This window comes from Streptomyces sp. NPDC101490, assembly GCF_044767145.1.
GTDB lineage: Bacteria > Actinomycetota > Actinomycetes > Streptomycetales > Streptomycetaceae > Streptomyces.
In genome coordinates, this window is sequence record NZ_JBIWNI010000014.1 from 47,406 (window position 1) to 69,075 (window position 21,670).

Consider the following 21,670-nt stretch of genomic DNA (forward strand, 5'->3'; position numbering starts at 1 on the left):
GGGGGGGGGGGTGTGGTTCCCGGGGCTCGCCGCCTGGGCGGCCCGGGGGGGGGCCGGGGGCGGGCGGCCCCCGCGGGGGGGGGGGCGGGCCGGCCGCGGTGGTCGGGTCAGTCGACGGCGGGGCCCGCTGTGGTGTTCAGCCAGGCCCAGTCGGACCAGGTCGACAGCCCGGTCTGCCACTTGTGGTGGACCCCGGCGTGGCTGGTGCCGAACACCTCGATCCGGCCGTCGGCGTTGGTGGCCGCGACGATCTCGGTACCGCCACCGCCGTAGTCCGACCACTGGCCGTACGCGGCGTTCACCCCGGTCTGCCACAGGTGCTGGGCGGTGCTGCCGTTGATCGCGAAGACCTCGACCCGGCCGTCCGGCGCGCGTTCGCTGGTGAGCTGCGCGTCGGCGGGGCCTCCGGTCGGTTCCCAGCCGGACCAGGTGGTGGGGCCGGTCTGGTACTTGTGGAAGACGCCGACGGGTCCTGAGGCGAAGACCTCGATCCGCCCGTCCTGGTTATGGTCGACGGTCAGGTCCCGGCCGCCACCACCGAAGTCCTCCCACGCCGACCAGCCGCCGTTGACGGCCCTCTGGTAAAGGTGCTGGAAGGTGTTCCCGTTCAGGGCGAAGACCTCCAGACGCCCGTCGGGGGACTTCTCCACCTCCAGGCGTCCGTCGACCGGGCCGCCGCCGGTGGGCTCCCACTCGGCCCAGCCGCCGCTGGGGGCGGTCTGGTACTTGTGGAAGACGCCCACGGGTCCGGAGGCGAAGACCTCGATCCGGCCGTCGGCGTTCACACCGGCCGCGATGTCACGCCCGCCGCCGCCGAAGTTCTCCCAGCCGGACCAGCCGCCGGAAGGAGCGAGCTGGAAGCGGTGCTGGAAGGTGTTGCCGTTGATCGCGAACACCTCCAGGCGCCCGTCCGCGTTCGGGGCGATCGCCAGCTCCGCGTTGCCCGGACCGCCGAGGAACTCCCAGGCGGACCAGGCCCCGTTGACGCTCACCTGCCAGGCGTGGTGCACCCCGTCGGCACCGGCCGCGAACGCCTCCAGGCGCCCGTCGGCGGAGCGTGCCGAGACCACCCGGCCGGATTCCGCCGGGTAGACCACCGGGGCGGGCCCGGGGCCGGGGTGGCCGAGCCGGTCCACCGCGGCACGCGCCTCGTCCAGGTGGCGCCGGTGGACGCCCGCGTTGTACGTGGACCAGGGCTGCCAGTTGGTGCCTCCGTTGGAGATGGTGAACGCCGCGTCGGCGTTGCACCGCGCGTCGTAGGCGCAGGCGTCGTCGACCTCGGGGTGCCAGTAGTCGTTGATCTGCCACAGCCCTCGGTCGCGGGACGGGGGCGTGTTGTTGGTGACGTTGGTCGCCGAGGGGTCGCAGCTGGACTCCGCGAGGGCGACGGCGATGGCGGTGACCAGGCCGTCGCCCCGGAATCCGGCGTCGAAGCCGACCTGGGCGCACAGGTCGCTCGACGCGGCCTGCGCCGACGGGGCGAGGCCCGTCAGGATGCCCGCCGCGAGGAGCAGCGAGGCGAACGCCGAGAGGACGATGTGATGGGGCGCTCTTCGGAAGCGCTGTCCGGTACTCACCTGCTGTCTCCTCAGTTGATCGCGGGACCCGCGGTGGTGTTGACCCAGGCCCAGTCGGACCAGGTCGACGACCCGGTCTGCCACTTGTGGTGGACCCCGGCGTGGCTGGTGCCGAACACCTCGATCCGGCCGTCGGCGTTGCTGGTGGCGGTGATCTCCGTACCGCCGCCGCCGAAGTTCTCCCAGGTGCCGTACGGAGCGTTCACCCCGGTCTGCCACAGGTGCTGGGCGGTGCTGCCGTTGATGGCGAAGACCTCGACCCGGCCGTCGGAGGTGCGCTCGCTGGTCAGCTGGGAGTCGGCGGGGCCGCCGGTGCCCTCCCAGCCGGACCAGGTGGTCGGGCCGGTCTGGTACTTGTGGAAGACGCCGACGGGTCCTGAGGCGAAGACCTCGATCCGGCCGTCCTGGTTGTGGTCGACGGTCAGGTCCCGGCCGCCGCCACCGAAGTCCTGCCAAGCCGACCAGCCGCCGTTGACGGCCGTCTGGTACAGGTGCTGGAAGGTGTTCCCGTTCAGGGCGAAGACCTCCAGACGCCCGTCCGGGGCCTTCTCCATCTCCACCCGGGCGTCGGCGGGCCCGCCGCCGGTGGGCTCCCACTCCGACCAGTTGCCGCTGGGGGCGGTCTGGTACCTGTGGAAGAGCCCGACCGGGCCTGAGGCGAAGACCTCGATCCGGCCGTCGGCGTTCACCCCGGCCGCGATGTCACGCCCGCCGCCACCGAAGTTCTCCCAGCCGGACCAGCCGCCGGAAGGAGCGAGCTGATAGCGGTGCTGGAAGGTGTTGCCGTTGATCGCGAACACCTCCAGGCGCCCGTCCGCGTTCGGGGCGACGGCCAGCTCCGCGTTGCCCGGACCGCCGAGGAACTCCCAGGCGGACCACTCGGCGTTCTGTGCGAGCTGCCAGGCGTGGTGTACTCCGTCGGCACCGGCCGCGAAGACCTCCAGGCGCCCGTCGGCGGACCGGGCCGAGACCACCCGGCCGGATTCCGCCGGGTACGTCAGGGGTCTGGGCTGCGGGGTGCCGCCGGGGACGCAGGGCAGGGTCACGCCGTGTTCGGCGAGGTGGACCTCGGGGTCGATGCCGTACGAGGTGGAGGTGTCACCCCAGATCCGCAGATGCAGATGGGGGCCGGTGGAGTTGCCCTCCTGGCCCATCAGGGCGATGCGCTGGCCGGCCGTGACGTGCTCGCCGACGGCCACGAACCGCTGGTACATGTGCCCGTACTCGGAGATGCGCCCGTCGGGGTGCAGGATGCGGATCCACTGGCCGTAGTCGCCCGTGTATCCGGAGATCGTCACCTCGCCGTCGCCGATGGCGTAGATCGGTGTGCCGATGGCGTTGCCGATGTCCACGCCGTTGTGACCGGGGTGGTAGGGCTGGGTGACCTCTCCCTCCGCGGGGCAGGCCGCGGTGTAGGCGGCGGCCCGGGCGAGCGGCTGGGCGCCGGCCGACGGGATCACCAGCAGTACGGGCGCGAGGGCCGCGGTCGCGGCGAGGAGGACGCGCAGGGCGCGCCGGGGAAGACCGAACAGCACGATTGACTCCCTGTCACGCCTTGCGCAGGCGCGCGATGATGCCGTCGATGTCGCGCTGCATCATGTCGCGGCGGATGAAGTGGCCTCCGGGCAGCTCGTACGACTCGTGCGGGATCCGCGCGTTGTCGAGGGCGGCGCGGAACTCCCGCTGTCCGGCGAGGACCTGGGTCTCGTTGACGGTGTCGAACCAGTTGACCGGGTCGGGGCTGGTTCCGGCGACGAGGAAGACCCGCTTGTTGCGGTAGCTCTCGATGCGCTGGACGGGGTTGTCGGCGGTCACCCTGGCCTCGTCCCAGAACGGGGCGCCGTAGATCGTGCCGCCGTTGAGGTCGAGGGCGGCGGCCGAGGCGTTGGCCCAGTGGCCGACGAGGCCGCCGTCGCGGCGCAGGCTGGCCGGGCCGGAGTGGGCGCTGACCGAGGCGAAGTGGCCGTAGTACTTGGCGGCGTACTTCAGGGCGCCGAAGCCGCCCATGGAGAAGCCGGAGACGGCACGGCCGTCGTACTCGGCGAAGGTGCGGAAGTTGGCCTCGACCCAGGGCAGCAGCTGGTTGATGTGGAAGTGTTCCCAGTTGCGGGGGCCGACGTTGGAGCTCACGGGGTTGGAGTACCAGCCGGCGTGGCCGCCGTCGGGCATGACCACGATGATGCGCCGGCCCGCCGTCCAGGCGCGGACCCCCTCGCGGTCGAAGGTGATGAAGTCCTGGTCGGTGCCGCCGCCGTGGAAGAGGTAGAGGACCGGGTAGGTGCGGCCGCTCCAGTGGTAGTCGTCCGGGAGCAGGACGTTGACGCCCGGGCCCGGGTTCCAGCCGATCGCGTCGGTTGCGAAGCGGTAGTACCACATCCGGGGGTCGCTCTCGTTGCGGTCCACGATGCGCAGGCCGAAGCCGTCACCGGCCGCCGCGGCGGAGGAGGCCGAGCCGAGCACGCCTCCGGCGCCGAGGGCCAGGGCGGCGGAGAGCCCTCCGGCGGACTTGAGGACGCTCCTGCGGGTGGGGTGGTGCGCGGTCAACGTGACCTCCAGGTAGACGTGACGGTACCGAGCGCTGGGCGTATGGACGGTAGCGACGCTTCCCCCGGCGATGAATCCGGAACCTTACGGACTGACAGGTGTGACCGGTTGGGCTAGGCGGTGTCTTCAACGATCATCGCCGGAGGGCCATGGGTGGTGACATCCCTGTGAACTGTTCCGCTTCGAGGGGGAGTTCGTCCGGTCGTCGCCGCTGGTTCGTTGCGGGGCGCGAGCGGGTGGACGACCGCGGGGGCCTGAGCGGGATCGTGGGGAGGCGCCGGACCGGGACGGTGTGGCGGAATGCACCCGAGGCCGTCCCCGGCCTCGGCCGCGACACCGATCCTGATGCGACACCGATCCTGATGCGGCGGGAGAACGCGCGGTCGCGGATCGTCGCGGCGGCGCTGCCCGGGAGCGGTCCCTTCCCCGGCTCCTCGCCCGTCTGGCGGAGGCGGTCAATCACGGCGTCGGTGTGCTTCACCCGCTCGGGCATCGGGAACGTACGGGGCGGGCGGCGGGAACCGGCCGCACGGCACGGGCGCCGGGCCGGGCCCCCGGTGGGCCGGAGCCCGCCCGGAGCCCGCCCGGGGCTGGGCCGGGGCTGGGCCGGGGCTGGGCCGGGGCTGGGCCGGGGCCGGGTCGGGGCCGGGTCGGGGCCCGGTGTCCGGGGCTCGGGCGGGTCTAGGTTGTCCGGGCATGAACGTCAATCGTGATGACGGGCCGGGAGTGTTCACTGCGCGGCGCCGTCTGGTGCGGGCGGGGCTGGGAGGGCTGGCGGCCTTGGTGGCCGGGCTGGTGTGCGGGCCGTCGGCGGCGTCCGGCGCGCGGCCCGCACCGGTGGCGGCCGCCGGGCCACGGCCCTCCGGGCCGGTGCGGGCGTGGCGGGAGCTGTCGGAGGGGAACGTGCGGTGGCGGACGTTCCACGAGAGCCATCCGGACCGGGCCGGTGATGTGCGCAGGGCCCTGGTGGGTGGGCAGCATCCCTTCGCGGTGGTGCTGGGGTGCGTGGACTCGCGGGTGCCGCCCGAGCTGGTCTTCGACCAGGGGCTGGGCGATCTGCTGACCGTGCGGTCGGCGGGCGAGGTCCTGGACGAGGCGGTCCTGGGCAGCATCGCCTACGGCGTGCTGGAGCTCGCCGTCCCGCTGATCGTCGTCCTCGGCCATCAGGGGTGCGGGGCGGTCGCCGCGGCCGTCCATGCCGACGACGGCGTGGAGCTTCCGGCCCACATCGGCTTCCTGGCGGACCGCATCCGCCCGGCGATCGACCACCGGCTCCACGGTGAGGCACGGGTGGACGCGGCGGTCACCGAGAACGTACGGCGGGTGCGGGACCTTCTGGTGGCGGAGCCGGACCTCGCCGTCCGGATCGCCGACGGGCGTCTCGCGGTGATCGGCGCCCGGTACGAGCTGACCAGCCAGCGGGTCCACGAAGTGTCCTGACCGGCTGCCGGGACCGGTCACCGCCGCTGCCCCGGGACCGCCGACGGCCTCGCCCACGGCACCCCGCCATGTGCTTCGTCCCGCGGGCGTGGATCGTGTGCCCGGGTTCTCCCGGGCCCACCGGTCGGCCCGGGTTCTCGCGGGCCCACCGGTCACCCCGCGAGCCGGTGGCCCGGACCAGCGGGTCCGGAGGACGGGGAAGGGGAAGGGAAGGGGAGGAGCGCGGGCCGTGGTCCCGCTCGTGGTCCTCGGGGCCCGGCAGGCGGGCGGCCACCGTGAGCACGCCCGGCGGGGCCGGGTGCCGCGCCGAACTCCGTCGGGTCTCACCCGCCACAGCGCAGCGACGGCGGAGGCTCCGTACCCATGTGCTGCGCCCAGTCGTCCGGCCGGAGTTCCGTACCGGCGGATGAGCAGGCAGCTTGGATCCAGGCGTCCGGATCCATCCTCCATTCGATGATCTGCCCCATGTCGTCGGTGGTGGGCCCGTCCGGTTCGGGATCGTCGGATTCCGAGAAGTCGGCCTCTGTCGCGGTGATGAGTTTCGTGCCGTCCTCGGTGACGGCGAGGCCCGTCGACGTCGATTTGTTGCCCTCGGGCAGCAGGAGCGTGCCGAGCGTGCTCTCCGACGTCAGGTCGAGAAGGCGGACGGTGTGGTCCTCGGACGTCGTCCCGGCCACGAGGTCTCCGCCGACGACCGGGCCGACCACGAGGTCCGCCGTGCCCTCGACCCTGCCCGTGCGTCGGCTCCCGGACGCGGTCCATGTCTCCAGGGCTCCGTCGGCGCGTTGGACCAGGAGGCGGTCGTCGGCGTACGCGATGCCCCGGACGTCGGCCGCGTCGAGTGTCCGGACACGGCCGGACTTCGTGTCGATGACGCGGATGCGGGGGCTGCCGGCCTCGCCGAGGGCGGGCCACTCGATCAGTGCGGCGTGTTCGGCCCGTGCGTCCAGTGCCACATGGCCACGGCCCGGACCTCGTCGGGGGATGGTCGTCGGTGCCATGGATCGCGGGCCGGGCACCTCACGGAGGACCTTGCCGGACTCCGGGTCCCTGAAGCGGACCGTGCCGGACGTGTGCACTTCCGCGACGGTGCCGCCGCCGGGGAGGAACCGCAGCAGTGCGGGCGCGTCGGCGAGCCCGCGCGGGTCGGGGACGGCGGGCCAGAATCCGACGGTCCGCCACACCCGCTCCCGGGCGAGGATCTGTGCGCTGCCGTCGGGCGCCACGACGAACAGGCGCTCGCTGTCGGGCCGCCACAGCAGTTCCGCGAGCCCGGGAAGGTTCAGGACGGCGGGCAGACTACGCTGCCGCTCCGTCGCGGCGGCACCGAGCCTCAGGGTGGACAGCCCGGTTCCCTCACTGTCGAGGACCGCCACGTCGCGCCCGTCCGGCGACACCGACACCCGGGGCGCGTCACAGCCCAGGCAGGATCCGGTGATCGGGACTTCGACGGCCCGCGCGATACGGGATCGCTGTTCCAGGTCCCACAGGGTGAGCACGTCGCGGGCGGCGGAGACGAGCCGGTCGCCGCCGGAACCCACGAAGGCCAGGGTGCCCGGGCCGACCGGTCCCGCCCCGGGGAGGACCAGGGGCCTGGACGGCTTCCTGCCCGGCGGGTACGTCTTCCGGCCGGGAGTGTACGTCCGGCTCACCCGGAGGGTGGAGCCGATGGCCGTGGCCACATGGGTTCCCCCGGGGCTCACCGCCAGGGCCGTCGGCGCGCCCGGTTCCGTCTCCGCGCCCAGCTCCGGGCTGTCGACCTGGGGCTTGCCCCGGGACGGCCATACCGGCAGCGGGGAACCTTTGTTGCTGTAGGTGAAGTAGCTGCCGTCCGAGGCGAGCGCGGCAGCCGAGTTGTGGACGCCGAAGCCCACGGTGCCACCGGCGGTGCGGGTGAGCCGCTTCACGGAGATACGGCTCCATGTCCCGTAGCCGTACTCGACGGTCACCAGTTCCGTGTCACCATCGAAGGCGAGGCCCGCGGGATCCGATGTCATGCCGTCGAGCACGAGGCGTCCCGTGCGCCCCGACACCCGGTCGAGGACCGACAGCGTGCGCGGGAGCCCGTACTCCGAGGTCGTCGTGGTGACGGCGACGAAGCGCCCCGAAGGGGAGACCGCGATCGCCGTGGGCGGCTGCCCGTGCGGCAGCACGGGCGCGGCGACGCCCTTCCCGTCCGCCCACACCGTGACCGTACGGTGGTCGGTGGCGACGACGGTGGTGCCGTCGGTATCGGCCGCGACCGTCTCCACCGCGCCGCCCAGGCGGCCCAGCCTCCTGTGGTGGCCGCCGAACCGTCCGCCGTCGAGCGTCCACAGCTCCACGTGGCCGTCCCTCGTACCCGCGAGGACGTGTCTGCCGTCCCCCGAGGCGGCTGTCGCGGAGATGGTTCCGCTCGCGCGCGTGCTCGCGGTCCAGTGGGGGCTCGCCGTGACCGCGCGGAACAGCGCCCGGCGGGTCAGCGGATCAGCGTGCTGCCGGTAGGCCCGCTCCGCGAACAGCCCGGCGAGTCCCACGTCGCTCCGCAGCAGGCTCTCGGACACGTCGGCCAGCCGGTGGGCGGTGTCCAGCCGCTCCCTGGCCGCTGATGCCCGGTGCTCCACCACCGCTCCGGACGTCAGTGCCGCCGCGAGCAGAGCCAGTGCGGTGAACAGGCGGGCGGTACGGAAGCGCCGGGCGTAGCGGTCGGCCTGCCGAAGGGTCTCGGCGAACTTCACGTCCGCGGGTTCGGGCGCGTGGGCGGCCTCCGGCCGGTTCGCGGCGGGGGCGACCAGACGCAGTCCTCTGCGGCGGGCGGCGAGCAGCTTGCTCTCCATTCCGCTGACGCCGATGAGCCGCTCACCGTGGCCCAGCGCCCCCGTGACCGCGGTGCGCGGGCGCAAGCCGTAGAAGACACCGCGCAGCCAGGCCACGCTGGGCCGTCGCGTCCGTGGATGCCGCAGGAGTTCCCGCAGGCTCAGGGCGAAGGCGGCTCCCAGGGAGGGGCCCTCGATCCGGGTGGGAGGGACGGGGCGGTCCGTGAAGACGAGGCGCCACAGGACACAGCGCGAGCCCCGTCCGGGCCCCGCCGCTGCCCAGGCCCGGCCGAGGGCCGTGGCGAACTGGCCGTCGGAGCTGCGCAGCCCGGTCATGGACCGGGGGTCGGGGTAGAGACCCGGGGGTCCGGCGGGGAACTCACGGAGTTCCAGGACACCGGTGGTACCGGGTTCCTCATCGTCGTCGTGGCGGTCCGTCTCCCCGAACACCACCGGCACGCGGACCGACGGCCGACCGCGCGGCTCGCAACCCGCCATCAGCAGGGCGGCGACCACCACCATGCCGTCCGACGCGGGCCGGCGTTCGCGCTCGTCGACCGGCAGTCGCGGGAGTCGCTCCAGGAGGGCGTTCAGCCTCTCGGCGGTGTCGGCCCCCATGTGGTCCAGGCCCTGGCCGGACGGCAGCGCGAGGCCGGGCGCGGTGGCGGCGGACAGCAGACCACTGCTCGCCCACACACCTCGGACGCGCGTCAGTTCCTCGTCGTGTTCGGCTGTCCGGTCCTCCGGTGTGCTCAGGGCGCGGGCCAGCAGATAGGTGTGCAGGGCAGGTGACATCCTGTCGGACGGGCCGTCCGGGGCCGTCGCCTCGATCCAGGCGGTCAGCTGCTCGGCGTGGTCCGAGAACAGCCAGGACGGATCGGTGCGAGCCGCCTCGCTACAGCACTTCCACCACAACTGCCGATCGCCGAGCAGCTCGTGCATCGCGCCCTGAGGGCTCGTCTCACGGAGGACCGCTTCGAGCGCGGTGCGGTGCCGTCCGCCTCGGCGGGACGGCTCCCCGTCGGAGGCCGCCCTGGCGAAGGCCGCCCTGGCGGAGGCCGCCCTGGCGGAGGCCGCTTCGTCGGAGGACTCCCTGCCAGGGGTCACTCTGTCGGAGGTCTCTTCCTCGGAGGTCATCCCAGCGCACTGCCGATGGCTTCGCGTACGTCGTCACCGACGAGCTCGCTGACGCGCCGCCAGGCGTCACGGGTCGTCTCGTTCAGTGCCGCGCGGACGGAGTCCACGACGGTGTCCCTGGTCCAGTCGGTGTCCGTGGTCACGTCGGTGTCCGTCCGCAGGGGTGCGGGGCCGACGGCGGCCCATGCCGCGCCCGGTCCGAACCCGCTGAGGCGGACGTAGGAGGCCGCGGGCCCGAAGCGAGCCGGCATCAGGGGCACGAGGAGGACGCGTTCGCGTCCGTCCTGTCGGGTGTAGGAGACGGTGACGAGGAGCGGCCGGTCCGCGTCGACGCCGCCGTGCACGACCAGTTCGAGGCCGTACTCGGACGTGTCACCCGCGGGGTGACGCAGCAGGAAGGTCGTCCGGCCGTCGGGGGCGGTGGTCTCCAGGACGACCGTGTCGCTCCCGGAGGCGGTCAGTGCGGCGACCGTGGGAAGGGGCGGCAGACTGAACCAGCCCGGTGTCCCGTCACCGGCTTCCCGGCGTCGCACGGGTACCTGCCGGGGAACGGGGACGGCGGCGGGGACGGCACGCGGAGGGAGGACGACACCGCTGAAGGACGCGCGGGTGCGCTGCCACAGGGTGTATCCGGCCCGTCCGCGTTCCGCCGTACGCCGGGGGCTGACGCGGTGTCCGCCGGTGAGGGACGTCCATAGGCGCGGGGGGACCGCCGCTCGGCTCACGGGGATGCCTCCCCCCGGCTCTGGTCGGGCGCCTGCGGCCCGGGCCGCGGCGGCCCGGGGACGGTGGCCGGAGCGACGGGAACGGCCCCGATCTGGAGCGGCTCGGTGACGGTGGTGGCGCTTCCCATCTGGGCGAGCACCGCGGGCGCCGAGGCTCCGACCGCGACGGCCGCGAACACTCCGGCCAGCTCCCCGTGGAGCAGCCAGCCCGCGACGCCCCCCAGCACGACACGGAAGAGAGCGGCGAGGAGGTCCGCGGGCGGGTCGATGTACGCGCCGAGCCGCGGCAGCACTTCGGAGGCCGTCCTCGCGGCATGCCGTGCCTGCTGCCACGCGTGCAGTCTCCCGAAACTCACGACGGCCTCGACGACCAGTCCGCCGCCCGCGCCGTACAGCGTTCCCTCGGTCCAGGACAGCATGGGGACCCCCCGTCCGTTGGCGTCAGGCAAAAGTAGCGGGATGCTCCCGGGTCGGGCCCAAGGGAAGGGAAACTCCGTTCTCCCACACCCAAGTTGGCCGGATTCAGCGCCGTCCGGCTGCTGCGGGCCCGGCCGTCGGTTTCGATCGGTCGGCCCTGGTCGAGGCCTCGGCGCGCTCCGCCGGGCGCCACGTCCACACCGGCCCCCACCGGCCCCCACCGACACGTCGCCGCGTCGCCGTCGGGCGGGGGATTCCGCGACGGCCGCCGTTGGGGCGGATCCGGGCACCAACTATTTACGGCTACAGTGTCGCCGTAAATAGTGCAGCGGATCCATCGCCAACGGACACAAGGGGATTCAGCGTGACCGAGAAGCAGCAGCACCACACGTCGTACGACGCGGACGTGATCGTCGTCGGAGCCGGGCCCGTCGGCCTCACCCTCGCGCTGGACCTCGCCCGGCGGGGCCTGGCCGTCCGGGTACTGGAGCGCGACCGCGGAACGTTCGAAGGGTCGCGGGCCAAGGGCGTGCAGCCGCGCACCCTGGAAGTCTTCGACGACCTCGGCGTGATCGACGCGGCCCGCGCCTCCGGTGGCGCCTACCCGCCGATGGGCCTGCACATCGGCCCGTTCACCAAGTCGTGGCAGATGCAGCGCCCCGCCCCCGCCGCCGCCACCCCGTACCCCGAGATCCTGCTCCTCCCCCAGTACGCGACGACCGCCCTGCTGCACAGGGCGGCAGTGGAACACGGCGCCGTGATCGAATTCGGCACCCCGGTCGAGCGGTGCGTCCAGGACGGCGATGCCGCCACCGTCAGGACCGCTGACGGCCGACGGCTGCGCGCCCGCTATGTCGTCGGCGCGGACGGCGGGTCCAGTCTGGTCCGCAAGTCGATCGGCGCCGCCTTCGAGGGGACCACCGACGAGGCCGATCGGATGATCATCGCCGACGCGCGGATCGACGGGCTCTCCCGCGACCGCTGGCACGTCTGGCCGCGTACCGGTGGCCGCTCCACGGCCGCCTGTCCGCTGCCGTCCGGCGACCTGTTCCAGCTGATGATCCCCCTCCGGCCGGACGAGCCCGTGGACCTCTCCGAGGAAGCGCTGGCCGCCCTGTTGCGCCGCCGGGCCGGGCGCTCGCTACGACTGCACGGCCCGACCTGGGCGTCCGTCTTCCGCCCCAACATCCGCCTGGCCGGCCGCTACCGGCGCGGACGGCTGCTCATCTGCGGCGACGCCGCGCACGTCCACACTCCCGCCGGAGCCCAAGGCCTCAACACCGGCGTCCAGGACGCCTACAACCTCGGCTGGAAGCTCCAGCAGGTACTGGCGGGCGCCCCCGACAGCCTGCTCGACAGCTACGAGGGGGAGCGTCGCCCGGTCGCGGCGAAGGTCCTCGGCCGCTCCACCGAGCTGTACGCCGGGCTCAAGCGGCCCGCCGTCCGCGCCCTGTCGCGGGGCGACGACGAGCGTCAGCTCGGCCTGTCCTACTTCGGTGGCCCCCTCGCCCCCCTGGCAGGCCAGGTCACCGACGCCCTGCGCCCCGGCGACCGCGCCCCCGACGCCCCCGTCCCGGACGGCGCCCGGCTCTTCGGCCTCTACCGCGGCCCCCACTTCACCGCTCTCGCCTTCGGCCACCGCGCCGCCGAGGCCCTCGCCGCCCTGCCGTGGCCCACCACGGGCGCGGCGCTCCACCGGCACGTCCTCCTGAAGTCCGTCACGGCCCGCACCCCGGACGAAGAAGCCCTTCTGAGCGCCTACGGCATCACCACCGACACCCTCGTCCTGGTCCGTCCCGACGGCTACATCGGCCACGTCCTCCGGCCGGACGCCGCCGCGGCCCCCGGCCACGGTCTCCTCGACGCCCTCCAGCGGCTCGCCCCGCCCCGCCACACCGTCTGAACGACACCGCCGGGAGCAGCGCACCGCGTGTTCCCGGCGCCGGGCGGCCCACTACCGTGGGGCCCGCCCGTCGAACACGCACAGGCCCCGGCTCCGCGAGGCAAGGACACCGCATGACGACCACCCCCGCACCCAGCGGCGGTCCCTCCCCCGCGCCCGGAAGTCCCGCCTGGTGGCTCGCCCGGCCCGCCGCCCCCGACACGGCCCGCCGGGGCCGGGGCCGCCCCGCCCTCGATGCCGCCCGCATCGTCGCCACGGCGCTGCGGCTGATCGACGAGCACGGGGTGGACGCCTTCTCGCTGCGCATGCTCGCCGACACCCTCGGCTCCAGCACCGCCACCCTCTACCGGCACTTCGCGAACAAGGACGAGATCATCACTCTCGTCGTGGGCCCCCCCCCGGGGGGGGGCGGCGCCCCCCCCCCCCCCCCCCCCGGGGGCGGGGCGGGTGTTGTCGCCGCCCAGGGGGCCCGCCGGCGCGCCGCCCCGGGGCCCCCCCCCCCCCCCCCGCCCCGCCACTTCGCCCTCGGCGCGCTTATACCGACGGCGGGGGGCCCCGCGGGGGGGGGGGGGGGCGCCACGCCACCGCTCCCGCGCCGCCGGGCGGCTGGCAGGATGTTCTCGCCGCCATGGGGCACGGCCTGCGCGCCGCTCTGCTGCGCCACCCGAACCTGCTGCCCGCACTCATCGCACACGTCCCCCTGGGCCCCAACGCGCTCGTCCAGCGCGAACGCGTCCTCGCCGCGCTCCTGGGCGCGGGACTGCCCCCGGGACTCGCGGCCCGCGCCTTCACCGCCGTCGGCCACTACGTCATCGGCTTCGCCGTCCAGCAGCGCGAGCCCGACGGGCCGCCACTCGCCGACTTCTACCGTCGGCTCGACCCGTCCGTCCACCCGGCCATCGCCGCCACCGCCCACAGCCTCACCTCGGTCGCCACCGACGACGAGTTCGTCTTCGGCCTGGACCTGCTCCTCGACGGCCTCACCCGGCGGACGGCCCCCTGAGCCCCGCGGTTCCTGTCACGGCACGCGCTCTCCCACCGGTGCTCTCGTCCGCTCAAGGCACGGGTGCTCAGGGGCGGGAACCTGTCGGGACGGCCACTGACAGCTGCCGAAGTGACCGTGTTTCACCATAAAGGAGCATGAGAGGGACCAAGGTCCATTGTTCCTGGTCATCTCGTTGGGAAGGGTGGAGCACGTATGCCTTCCGTATCCCTCCCGGAGCAGCACAGAGAGAAGCAAGCAGTTCCATGGACCGTCTGACCAACACCGTGCGCCCCTACGCCTGGGGCTCCCCCACCGCCCTTCCCGCCCTCCTGGGTGAGGAACCGACCGGCGAGCCACAGGCGGAGATGTGGATCGGCGCGCACCCCGGGGCTCCCTCGCGGACCCCGCGCGGACCGCTCGACGCCGTGATAGCCGCCGCGCCGGAGACCGAGCTGGGCCCCGGCGTCGCGACGCGGTTCGGGCCGCGCCTGCCGTTCCTCCTGAAGCTGCTGGCCGCCGAGGAGCCGCTCTCCCTCCAGGTGCACCCGGACCTCGACCGGGCCCGGGAGGGGTACGCCGCCGAGGAGGAGGCCGGGGTGCCGGTGGACGCGCCGGAGCGCACGTACCGTGACGCGTCGGACAAGCCGGAGCTGATCTGCGCGCTCACGCCCTTCGAGGGCCTGTGCGGTTTCCGCGAGCCCCTCGACGCGGCCCGGCTCCTCGAAGGGCTCGGGGTGGAGGCCCTGGAGCCGTACGTGGAGCTGCTGCGCGGACACCCGGCTCCGGACGCCCTGCGCGAGGCACTGACCGCGATCCTCCAGGGCGGCTCCGGCGTCCTGGCCCCGGTGGTCGAGGAGGCAAGCGCGGCGGCCGGACGGCTGGGCGGAGAGTGGGCCTATCTCGCCGGGATCGCCCGTCACCACCCCGGCGACCCGGGCGTGATCGCCGCCGCGCTCCTCCACCACGTCCGGCTCCTGCCCGGCGAGGCCCTGTTCCTGGGCGCCGGAGTCCCGCACGCCTATCTGCACGGGCTCGGCGTGGAGATCATGGCCAACTCGGACAACGTCCTGCGCTGCGGCCTCACCTCGAAGCACGTCGACGTCCCCGAACTGCTGCGCGTCGTCCGCTTCGAGCCCACTCCCCCGGCCGTCCAGCGGCCCTCGGCCGGGCGGGACGGAGCACGGGAGTACGCCGCCGCCACCGATGCCTTCCGGCTGGACCTCCACACCGTGGCCCCGGGCGGCGGCCCGTACGACCTCACCTCGCCGACCGCGCAGGTCCTGCTGTGCACGCAGGGGTCCGTGCGGGTCGGCGCGGGCGCGGGGGACGTGGAAATCCTGGGTCCGGGCCGGTCGGTGTACGTCCCGGCGGGCGAGCGCACGACGGTGACGGGCGACGGTGACGTCTTCCGGGCCACGGTCCCGGTCGTCTGACCGCACCTGCGCAAGGGGCCGCCCCCGACGTCCGAGAACGTCGGGGGCGGCCCCTTGCGCAGGTGCGCCGGGGGGGGGGGGGGGGGGGGCCCCCCCCCCCCCCCCGCCCGGGGGCGGCCCCCCCCCCCCCCCCCCGGGCCCCCCCCCACCCCCCCCCCCAACCCCCCCCCACCCCCCCGCCCCCCCCCCCCGCCCCCCCGCCCCCCCCCCGCCGCCGGGCGGGGGGCGCCCGCCCCCGCGCGGGCGCCCGCGGGGGGGGGGGGGGCGCCCCCCCCCCCCCCCCCCCGGCTCGGGTTCAGCCGCGGCGGAACCGGAGCGTGCGCAGCTCGAACGGGCGCAGTTCCACGGGCACTTCCCCGTCCACCGGCTCCGCGACCGCGCCCTCCAGCGGGCGTTCGAGGAGGTCCGTGGCCACCACGTCGACCGCGTCGAAGTCCGGTGTCAGGACCGCCTTCGCCCGGCCTCCCCGAGCCTCGTGGAAGCGCACGACCACATCGCCGCTGCCGTCGTCGGCGAGCTTCAGGGCCGTCACGACGACCGCGTCGTCGTCCACGGTCAGCAGCGGAGCCACCTCACCGGCGCCGGTCGTCTCGCGGCCCGGCAGGTTCACCCGGTAGCCCTCGCGGACCGCGTCCTCGATCGTCGCGCCCGGCACCAGGGAGTGGCGGAAGCGGTGGACGCCCTGGTCGGTCTCCGGGTCGGGGAAGCGCGGGGCCCGCAGCAGCGAGGCGCGCAGTGTCGTCGTCGTACCGCCGTCGCCGTCCTCGCGGACCTGGCGGGTCACGTCGTGCCCGTACGTCGAGTCGGTGACGAGGGCGACGCCCCAGCCCGGCTCCTCCATGTGCACGAAGCGGTGGTTGCACGCCTCGAACTTGGCCGCGTCCCAGGAGGTGTTGGTGTGGGTGGCCCGGTAGAAGTGCCCGAACTGGGTCTCGGAGGCGTACCGTTCGGCGTGCACGTCCAGCGGGAAGGCGAGCTTCAGGAACTTCTCCGTCTCGTGCCAGTCGACCTCGGTGTCGATGTCGAGGCGGCGCGAGCCCGGTCGCAGTGACAGCACCTGCACCGCCTTCGACGCGCCGAAGGACCGCGTGATCCGGACCGCCACCGTGCCGTCCTCCGTCGCCTCCGGGTCGGGCCCGACCTCGTCGGCGTCCGTCAGGTCGGTGACCGTGTTGCGGTAGAAGGCGTCCACGTCCCAGGCGTCCCACATGTTGGGGAAGTCGGGGTGGATCTGGAGGAGGTTGGCGGGGGTGCCGGGCGCCACCGCCTCCCGGCCCGCGCGGAGGTCGTACGCCGAGACGACCAGGCCCCGGGTGTCCACGACGATCCGCAGCAGCCCGTTGTCCAGGACGTACGAGCCGTCGCCGATCTCGGTGAGGCGCGCGCCCTCGGCCGGGACGGGGACGCGGGCGCCGCCCGCGGGGACTCCGTGCCAGGCGTGCGGGGCCGCGTTGAAGAGCAGCGGCGTGCCGCCCTCACCCGCGAGCGCGTCCTGGGCGCCCTCGATGATCGCGGTCAGCTCGCCCGCGATCCGGCGGTAGGTGGCTTCGGCCTCGCGGTGCACCCAGGCGATCGAGGAGCCCGGCAGGATGTCGTGGAACTGGTGGAGCAGCACGGTCTTCCAGATCCGGTCCAGTTCCTCGTACGGGTAGGGGGACCCGGTCCGCACCGAGGCCGTGGCGGCCCACAGTTCGGCCTCCCTCAGCAGGTGCTCGCTGCGCCGGTTGCCCTGCTTGGTGCCCGCCTGGCTGGTGAGGGTCGCGCGGTGCAGTTCCAGGTAGAGCTCGCCCACCCACACGGGCGGGTCAGGGTATTCGGCCTGCGCCTTCTCGAAGAAGTCCACGGGCGTCTCCCAGGTCACCCGGGGCGAGCCCTCCAGGTCGCGCAGCCGGGCCGCCTTGGCGACCATCTCGCGGGTGGTGCCGCCACCGCCGTCACCCCAGCCGGTGGGGGCCAGCGAGTGCCGGGCGACGCCCTTGTCCTTGAAGTTCTTCGCCGCGTGCGCGATCTCGCTGCCCTTCATCGCGCAGTTGTACGTGTCGACGGGCGGGAAATGGGTGAAGATCCGGGTGCCGTCGATGCCCTCCCACTGGAAGGTGTGGTGCGGGAACCTGTTCACCTGCGACCAGGAGATCTTCTGGGTCAGCAGCCACTTGGAACCGGCGGCCTTGATGATCTGCGGAAGCCCGGCGGCGAACCCGAAGGTGTCCGGCAGCCACGCCTCCTCGTTGTCCACCCCGAACTCGTCGATGAAGAACCGCTTGCCGTGCACGAACTGACGGGCCATCGCCTCGGAGCCCGGCATGTTCGTGTCGGCCTCGACCCACATGCCGCCGGTCGGCACGAAGCGGCCGTCGTGGAACGCCGCGACCACCTTGGTCCACACCTCGGGCCGGTGCTCCTTGATCCACGCCCACTGCTGGGCCTGGGACATGGCGAACACGAAGTCCGGCTCCTCCTCCAGGAGCGCCGTCATGTTCGACGTCGTGCGCGCCACCTTGCGGACCGTCTCGCGCAGCGGCCACAGCCAGGCCGAGTCGATGTGGGCGTGTCCGACGGCGGAGACCCGGTGGGCGGACGGTTCGGCAGGCGAGGACAGCACCTCTTCGAGGAGCGAACGCGCCTTTCCGGCGGTCGCGTTGACGTCCTGGAGGTCGACCGCGTCCAGCGCCCGGTCGACGGCCCGCACGATCTCGTAGCGGCGTGCGGATTCCACCGGAAGCTCGGCCATCAGCTCGCCGAGCACCTCCAGGTCCATCACCAGCTGCCACACGGTCTCGTCGAAGACGGCGAGGTCCATCCGTGCCAGCCGGTACAGCGGGTCACTGTGGGAGGTCTCGATGTCGCCGAGGCGGGTGGGCAGGAAGGGGTGGTAGTCCAGGAGGACCGGGTTGGACGCGGCTTCGACGCGGTACTCGACCTCTTCGCCGCCCTCGGCGGAGGCGGCGACCCTCACCCAGTGGTTACGGGGGTTGAGGCCCTTCACAGGGGTTCCGTTGGGCGTGTAGACGAGGCCCTCGCACTGGAAGCCGGTCATGTTCTCGTCGAAGCCGAGGTCGAGGATCGCCTCGACCGTGCGCCCCGTCCACTCGGCCGGTACGGTGCCGGTCACCGTGAACCAGCTGGTGCCCCACGGCCTGCCCCACCGGTCGCCCACCGCGGCGGGCCCCGGAACGGCGGCGAGGCCCTCCGCCACGGGGACGGGCTCGCCGGGGGCTTCCCAGACGGCGATCCGCATCGGCACCGATACGGGGTGGACGGCGGGTCGGACGCGCTCGTCCAGGACGCGCTTGAGGCGGGCCTCCACGAGTCCGCGGTCGTCGTGCATGAGGGTCTCCTTCGGAGCGGGTGGTGCGGGAGTGGCGGTGAGGGGGTGGTGGTGAGAGGTGGCGGTGAGGGCGAGTGCCGGATCCTCAGCGGGAGCGGCCCTCGGCGGGCCCGGGCCCGTCGGGAGCGGGCCCCGGCGGGAGCGGGCCCCGGCGGGAGCGGGCCCCGGCGGGCCCGGCTGTCAGTGGACCTGCTCGACGGTGACCACCTCCGTGATGCCACGGGCCGCCAGATGGGCGGAGTCGTCCGCCAGCGGGGCCAGGACCGCCGTGGGCCGGACGCCGTCGGCGACGAGCCGGAAGTACGCCTCGTAGAACGCGCCGCCGGGAGCGCACACCGACCGGGTGGGCATGCTCGGGCCGTCCCCCGCGTCGACGACCAGGGCGGTGGTACGCGGCGCGGGCGGAGCGACGGGGCCGCCCTCGGCGTACCGGCGGGCGTGGGCCGCGAGCACGTGCGCGGTGTCCTTGGGCTCGCGGGCGTCGGTGAGGAGACCGAGTCCGTACTCCAGCTCGGGGAAGTCGGCGAGGGAGCGGGAGACGTCGTGGGAGCACCACCAGGTGACGCCCCACAGGTCCGGGCAGTCCAGCGCGTTGCGCAGGGTGGCGTCGGTGAAGGCGGCGGCGTGCTCCGGCGGCACCAGGGGGGCGGGCGCGCCCACTTCCTGGAGCCATACCGGCCGCCGGGGGTCGCGGGCCCACGCCTTGGAGAGTTCCACCAGATAGGCGGCGTGGTGCTCGGTGGGGACCGAGACGCGGCCGTGGAGCTGCGCGGTGCCGTTGAACACCCAGGAGTGCACGGCGGTCATGGCTCCGTGCCGGGCGGCGTGGTCCGGAGTGAAGGGCATGTCGTCCTGGTACCAGGTGGCGTCGTACTCGGCGTGCAGGTGGGGCAGTCCGGGCGCGCCTTCCTCGCAGGCGGCGAGCATCCGGGTCAGCCAGGCGTCCACCTGTCCGGGGGTGGCCCGGTCGGGGTCGGGGTGGGGGTCGGCGGAGAACTGGTTGATCTCGTTGCCGACGGTCATCCCGAGGAAGTTGGGCCGGTCGGCGAGGGCCCCTGCGAGGGTGCGCAGGTAGGCGGCCTGGCCGTCGACGACGTCCGGGTCGGTGAAGAGGTTGCGGCGGTGCCAGGTGCGGGTCCAGGCCGGCAGGAAGTCGAAGCTGGACAGGTGCCCCTGGAGGCCGTCGACGTTGACGTCCAGGCCCAGTTCACCGGCCGTGTCGACCATGTCGAGGAGGTGGTCGACGGCGCGCGACCGGATCAGGGTCCGGTTGGGCTGGAAGTACGGCCAGAGGGGGAAGACCCGGATGTGGTCGAGGCCGAGGGCGGCGATGGACTCCAGGTCCGCGCGGACGGCACCGGGGTCGTAGTCGAGCCAGTGGTGGAACCAGTTCTGGCTGGGGGTGTAGTTGACGCCGAAGCGGGGCGTGGGCAAGGGGTCTCCCTGGGGAATGCGGAGGGCCGGCGGGCGGGTGTGCGGGGCTCAGCCCTTGACCGCGCCTTCGCCGACGCCCCGGAAGAAGAAGCGCTGGAGGCAGGCGAACATCACGATCAGCGGGGCCACGGCGATGATGGTGCCCGCGGCGATGACCCGCTGGTTGTTGGCGAAGGTGCCGTGCAGGAAGTTCAGTCCCACGGTGAGTGTGAAGTTCTCGGAGTCCGAGAGCACGATGAGGGGCCAGAGGAAGTCGTCCCAGGCGCCCATGAAGGCGAAGATCGCGACGACGGCGAGGGTGCCCTTGACCGCGGGCAGCGCCACCTTGACGAACCGCTGCCAGACGTTGGCCCCGTCGACGATCGCGGCTTCCTCGATCTCGTAGGGGATGTTGCTGAAGGCGTTGCGCATCAGCAGGACGTTCATGGCGCCGATGCAGCCGGGCAGCACCACGGCGACCAGGGTGTCGTTGATGTCGAACGTGCGCATGGTCGCGAACTGGGCGATCATGATCGCTTCCATGGGGACCAGCAGCGCCAGGACGAAGACGAGTGCGGCGGCGGCCCGCCCCTTGAAGCGGAGCCGGGCGAGCGCGTATCCGGCCATGGCCGCGCCGATCACGTTGGTCAGGACGTTGGTGACGGCGACCTTGAGGGAGTTCAGGATGTAGTCCCACACCGGGATGATGTCGGCGACGCCCTTGTAGTTGTCCCAGGTCGGGTGCTCGGGCAGCAGCCGGGGCGGCGAGGTGAAGATGTCCTCGGTGGCGCCCTTGAGCGAGGTGGACAGCTGCCAGAGGAACGGGCCGATCATGATCAGCAGGACCAGGACGAGCACCGCGTAACGGGCCACCAGGACCCAGGTGGGGGTACGTCGGCCGGTACGGCGCCGGGGCTTCGGCTTCGGCTTCGGGGAGGAGCCGGTCTCCCGGGCGGGGGCGGGAGCCGGGATGTCGCTGGTGGTGGCCATCAGTCCTTGTCCTTCCGGTCGGCCCGCAGCACGAAGAGCATGAGGATCAGCGTCAGGACGAACAGGGTGATCGAGATCGCCGAGGCGTATCCGGTACGGCCCTGCAGGCCGGTGCCGACCCGCTGGATCAGCATCACGAGGGTGGTGTCCTGGCCTCCCGGACCGCCGGTGGGACCGGCGATCATGAAGACCTCGGAGAAGACCTTGAAGGCCGAGACCGCGGACAGCGCGCCCACCAGCACCATGGTCGAGCGGACCGCGGGCACCGTGATGGACCAGAAGCGGCGGATCGGTCCTGCGCCGTCCACCTCGGCGGCCTCGTGCAGTTCGCGGGGCACGTTGGCCAGCGCCGCCAAGTAGATGATCATGTAGTAGCCGAGGCCCTTCCAGACCGTCAGCATCATCGAACTCAGCAGCAGCAGCCACTGGTTGGAGAGGAACGGCACCGGGTCGACGCCGATCATCTCCAGGGCCGCGTTGATGAAGCCCCTGTCGTCCAGCATCCACACCCACATCAGGGCAACGACCACCACGGACGCCACCACGGGCGTGTAGTACGCCGAGCGGAAGAACGCGATGCCGGGGATGTGCTTCTGCACGAGGAGGGCCAGCAGGAGCGGCAGCAGCACGAGGAGCGGGACGACGACGACCACGTAGAGGGCGCTGTTGCGCAGGGCGATCCAGAACTGCTCGTCGGCGAAGAGGGCCTGGAAGTTGGCGAGGCCGACGAACTCGCCGTCGGTGAGGGTCCGGGCGTCGGTGAGGGACTTCCACACCGTGGCGCAGAACGGGTAGAGGTTGAACGCCAGGGTGATCAGCAGTCCCGGAGCCAGGAACAGCCAGGGGCTGAGCGGCTGATGGGTGCGGCGCCCCCGCCCGCCGCCGCGCGAGGTCGCGCGGCGGCGGGCGGCGGAGTCCCGGGTGGCGGGCGCGGAACCGGTGGCCCGGTCCTGCGCGGGGGTGGTGCTCACGGGGCTCACCGT

At 73.4% G+C, this 21,670-nt stretch carries 13 protein-coding genes and 2 pseudogenes; 5 read left to right on the forward strand and 10 right to left on the reverse strand.

All coding sequences use genetic code 11. The annotated features are described in order from the left end of the window. Positions 1 to 107 precede the first annotated feature (107 nt). From ACIRQY_RS23480 to ACIRQY_RS23490, 3 genes are read right to left on the reverse strand one after another with little or no spacing between them, the layout of a single operon-like run. On the reverse strand, positions 108 to 1,577 hold the full coding sequence (locus tag ACIRQY_RS23480) for a hypothetical protein (protein ID WP_403928819.1): 1,470 nt from the start codon (positions 1,575 to 1,577) through the stop codon (positions 108 to 110). An 11-nt stretch (positions 1,578 to 1,588) separates the two neighbouring features. Continuing rightward, positions 1,589 to 3,112, reverse strand: coding sequence for a peptidoglycan DD-metalloendopeptidase family protein (locus ACIRQY_RS23485; RefSeq protein WP_403928822.1), 1,524 nt, complete (start codon positions 3,110 to 3,112; stop codon positions 1,589 to 1,591). A gap of 13 nt (positions 3,113 to 3,125) precedes the next feature. Further along, a complete protein-coding gene (locus ACIRQY_RS23490) occupies positions 3,126 to 4,121 on the reverse strand; it encodes an esterase family protein (RefSeq protein WP_351796520.1) in 996 nt (331 codons plus the stop codon). A gap of 696 nt (positions 4,122 to 4,817) precedes the next feature. On the opposite strand from ACIRQY_RS23490, the gene ACIRQY_RS23495 reads away from it, so the two are divergent. Further along, the gene (locus ACIRQY_RS23495) at positions 4,818 to 5,561 is read left to right on the forward strand and encodes a carbonic anhydrase (protein ID WP_351784773.1); all 744 of its coding nucleotides are present in this window, start codon (positions 4,818 to 4,820) and stop codon (positions 5,559 to 5,561) included. A 323-nt stretch (positions 5,562 to 5,884) separates the two neighbouring features. Here ACIRQY_RS23495 and ACIRQY_RS23500 read toward each other — a convergent pair whose 3' ends face one another. Genes ACIRQY_RS23500 through ACIRQY_RS23510 form a run of 3 tightly spaced genes read right to left on the reverse strand, consistent with a single transcriptional unit; the run spans position 5,885 to position 10,637 of the window. Further along, the gene (locus ACIRQY_RS23500; RefSeq protein ID WP_403928826.1) at positions 5,885 to 9,493 is read right to left on the reverse strand and encodes a WD40 repeat domain-containing protein; all 3,609 of its coding nucleotides are present in this window, start codon (positions 9,491 to 9,493) and stop codon (positions 5,885 to 5,887) included. After that, positions 9,490 to 10,218: a hypothetical protein gene (locus ACIRQY_RS23505; protein ID WP_403928829.1), complete on the reverse strand. Its 729-nt coding sequence runs from the start codon at positions 10,216 to 10,218 to the stop codon at positions 9,490 to 9,492. The genes ACIRQY_RS23500 and ACIRQY_RS23505 overlap by 4 nt, the downstream gene beginning before the upstream one ends. Beyond that, on the reverse strand, positions 10,215 to 10,637 hold the full coding sequence (locus tag ACIRQY_RS23510) for a hypothetical protein (RefSeq protein WP_403928831.1): 423 nt from the start codon (positions 10,635 to 10,637) through the stop codon (positions 10,215 to 10,217). The genes ACIRQY_RS23505 and ACIRQY_RS23510 overlap by 4 nt, the downstream gene beginning before the upstream one ends. A 362-nt stretch (positions 10,638 to 10,999) precedes the next feature. Here ACIRQY_RS23510 and ACIRQY_RS23515 point away from each other — a divergent pair, with 362 nt between their 5' ends. The 4 genes and pseudogenes from ACIRQY_RS23515 (at position 11,000) to manA (ending at position 14,956) form a co-directional block, all read left to right on the forward strand. Further along, on the forward strand, positions 11,000 to 12,538 hold the full coding sequence (locus tag ACIRQY_RS23515) for an FAD-dependent oxidoreductase (protein WP_403928834.1): 1,539 nt from the start codon (positions 11,000 to 11,002) through the stop codon (positions 12,536 to 12,538). Positions 12,539 to 12,651: 113 nt separating this feature from the next. Next, positions 12,652 to 12,903: pseudogene (locus ACIRQY_RS23520) on the forward strand (TetR/AcrR family transcriptional regulator); the annotation flags it as partial. A 236-nt stretch (positions 12,904 to 13,139) separates the two neighbouring features. Next, a pseudogene (locus ACIRQY_RS23525) lies at positions 13,140 to 13,541 on the forward strand (TetR/AcrR family transcriptional regulator C-terminal domain-containing protein); the annotation flags it as partial. 245 nt (positions 13,542 to 13,786) lie between these two features. Beyond that, positions 13,787 to 14,956, forward strand: coding sequence for a mannose-6-phosphate isomerase, class I (manA, locus tag ACIRQY_RS23530; RefSeq protein WP_403928837.1), 1,170 nt, complete (start codon positions 13,787 to 13,789; stop codon positions 14,954 to 14,956). Positions 14,957 to 15,251: 295 nt separating this feature from the next. On the opposite strand, the gene ACIRQY_RS23535 is transcribed toward manA, so the two are convergent. From ACIRQY_RS23535 to ACIRQY_RS23550, 4 genes are all read right to left on the reverse strand, one after another. Continuing rightward, the gene (locus tag ACIRQY_RS23535; protein ID WP_403928840.1) at positions 15,252 to 18,284 is read right to left on the reverse strand and encodes an alpha-mannosidase; all 3,033 of its coding nucleotides are present in this window, start codon (positions 18,282 to 18,284) and stop codon (positions 15,252 to 15,254) included. Between the two features lie 180 nt (positions 18,285 to 18,464). Further along, positions 18,465 to 19,718 carry a glycosyl hydrolase gene (locus ACIRQY_RS23540; RefSeq protein ID WP_403928843.1) on the reverse strand — a complete coding sequence of 418 codons (1,254 nt, stop codon included), beginning with the start codon at positions 19,716 to 19,718 and terminating at the stop codon, positions 18,465 to 18,467. A gap of 48 nt (positions 19,719 to 19,766) precedes the next feature. After that, positions 19,767 to 20,687 (reverse strand): carbohydrate ABC transporter permease, encoded by a 921-nt coding sequence (locus ACIRQY_RS23545; protein ID WP_351784791.1) that lies wholly within the window; start codon positions 20,685 to 20,687, stop codon positions 19,767 to 19,769. After that, on the reverse strand, positions 20,687 to 21,658 hold the full coding sequence (locus ACIRQY_RS23550; protein WP_403928846.1) for a carbohydrate ABC transporter permease: 972 nt from the start codon (positions 21,656 to 21,658) through the stop codon (positions 20,687 to 20,689). The genes ACIRQY_RS23545 and ACIRQY_RS23550 overlap by 1 nt, the downstream gene beginning before the upstream one ends. Positions 21,659 to 21,670 lie beyond the last annotated feature (12 nt).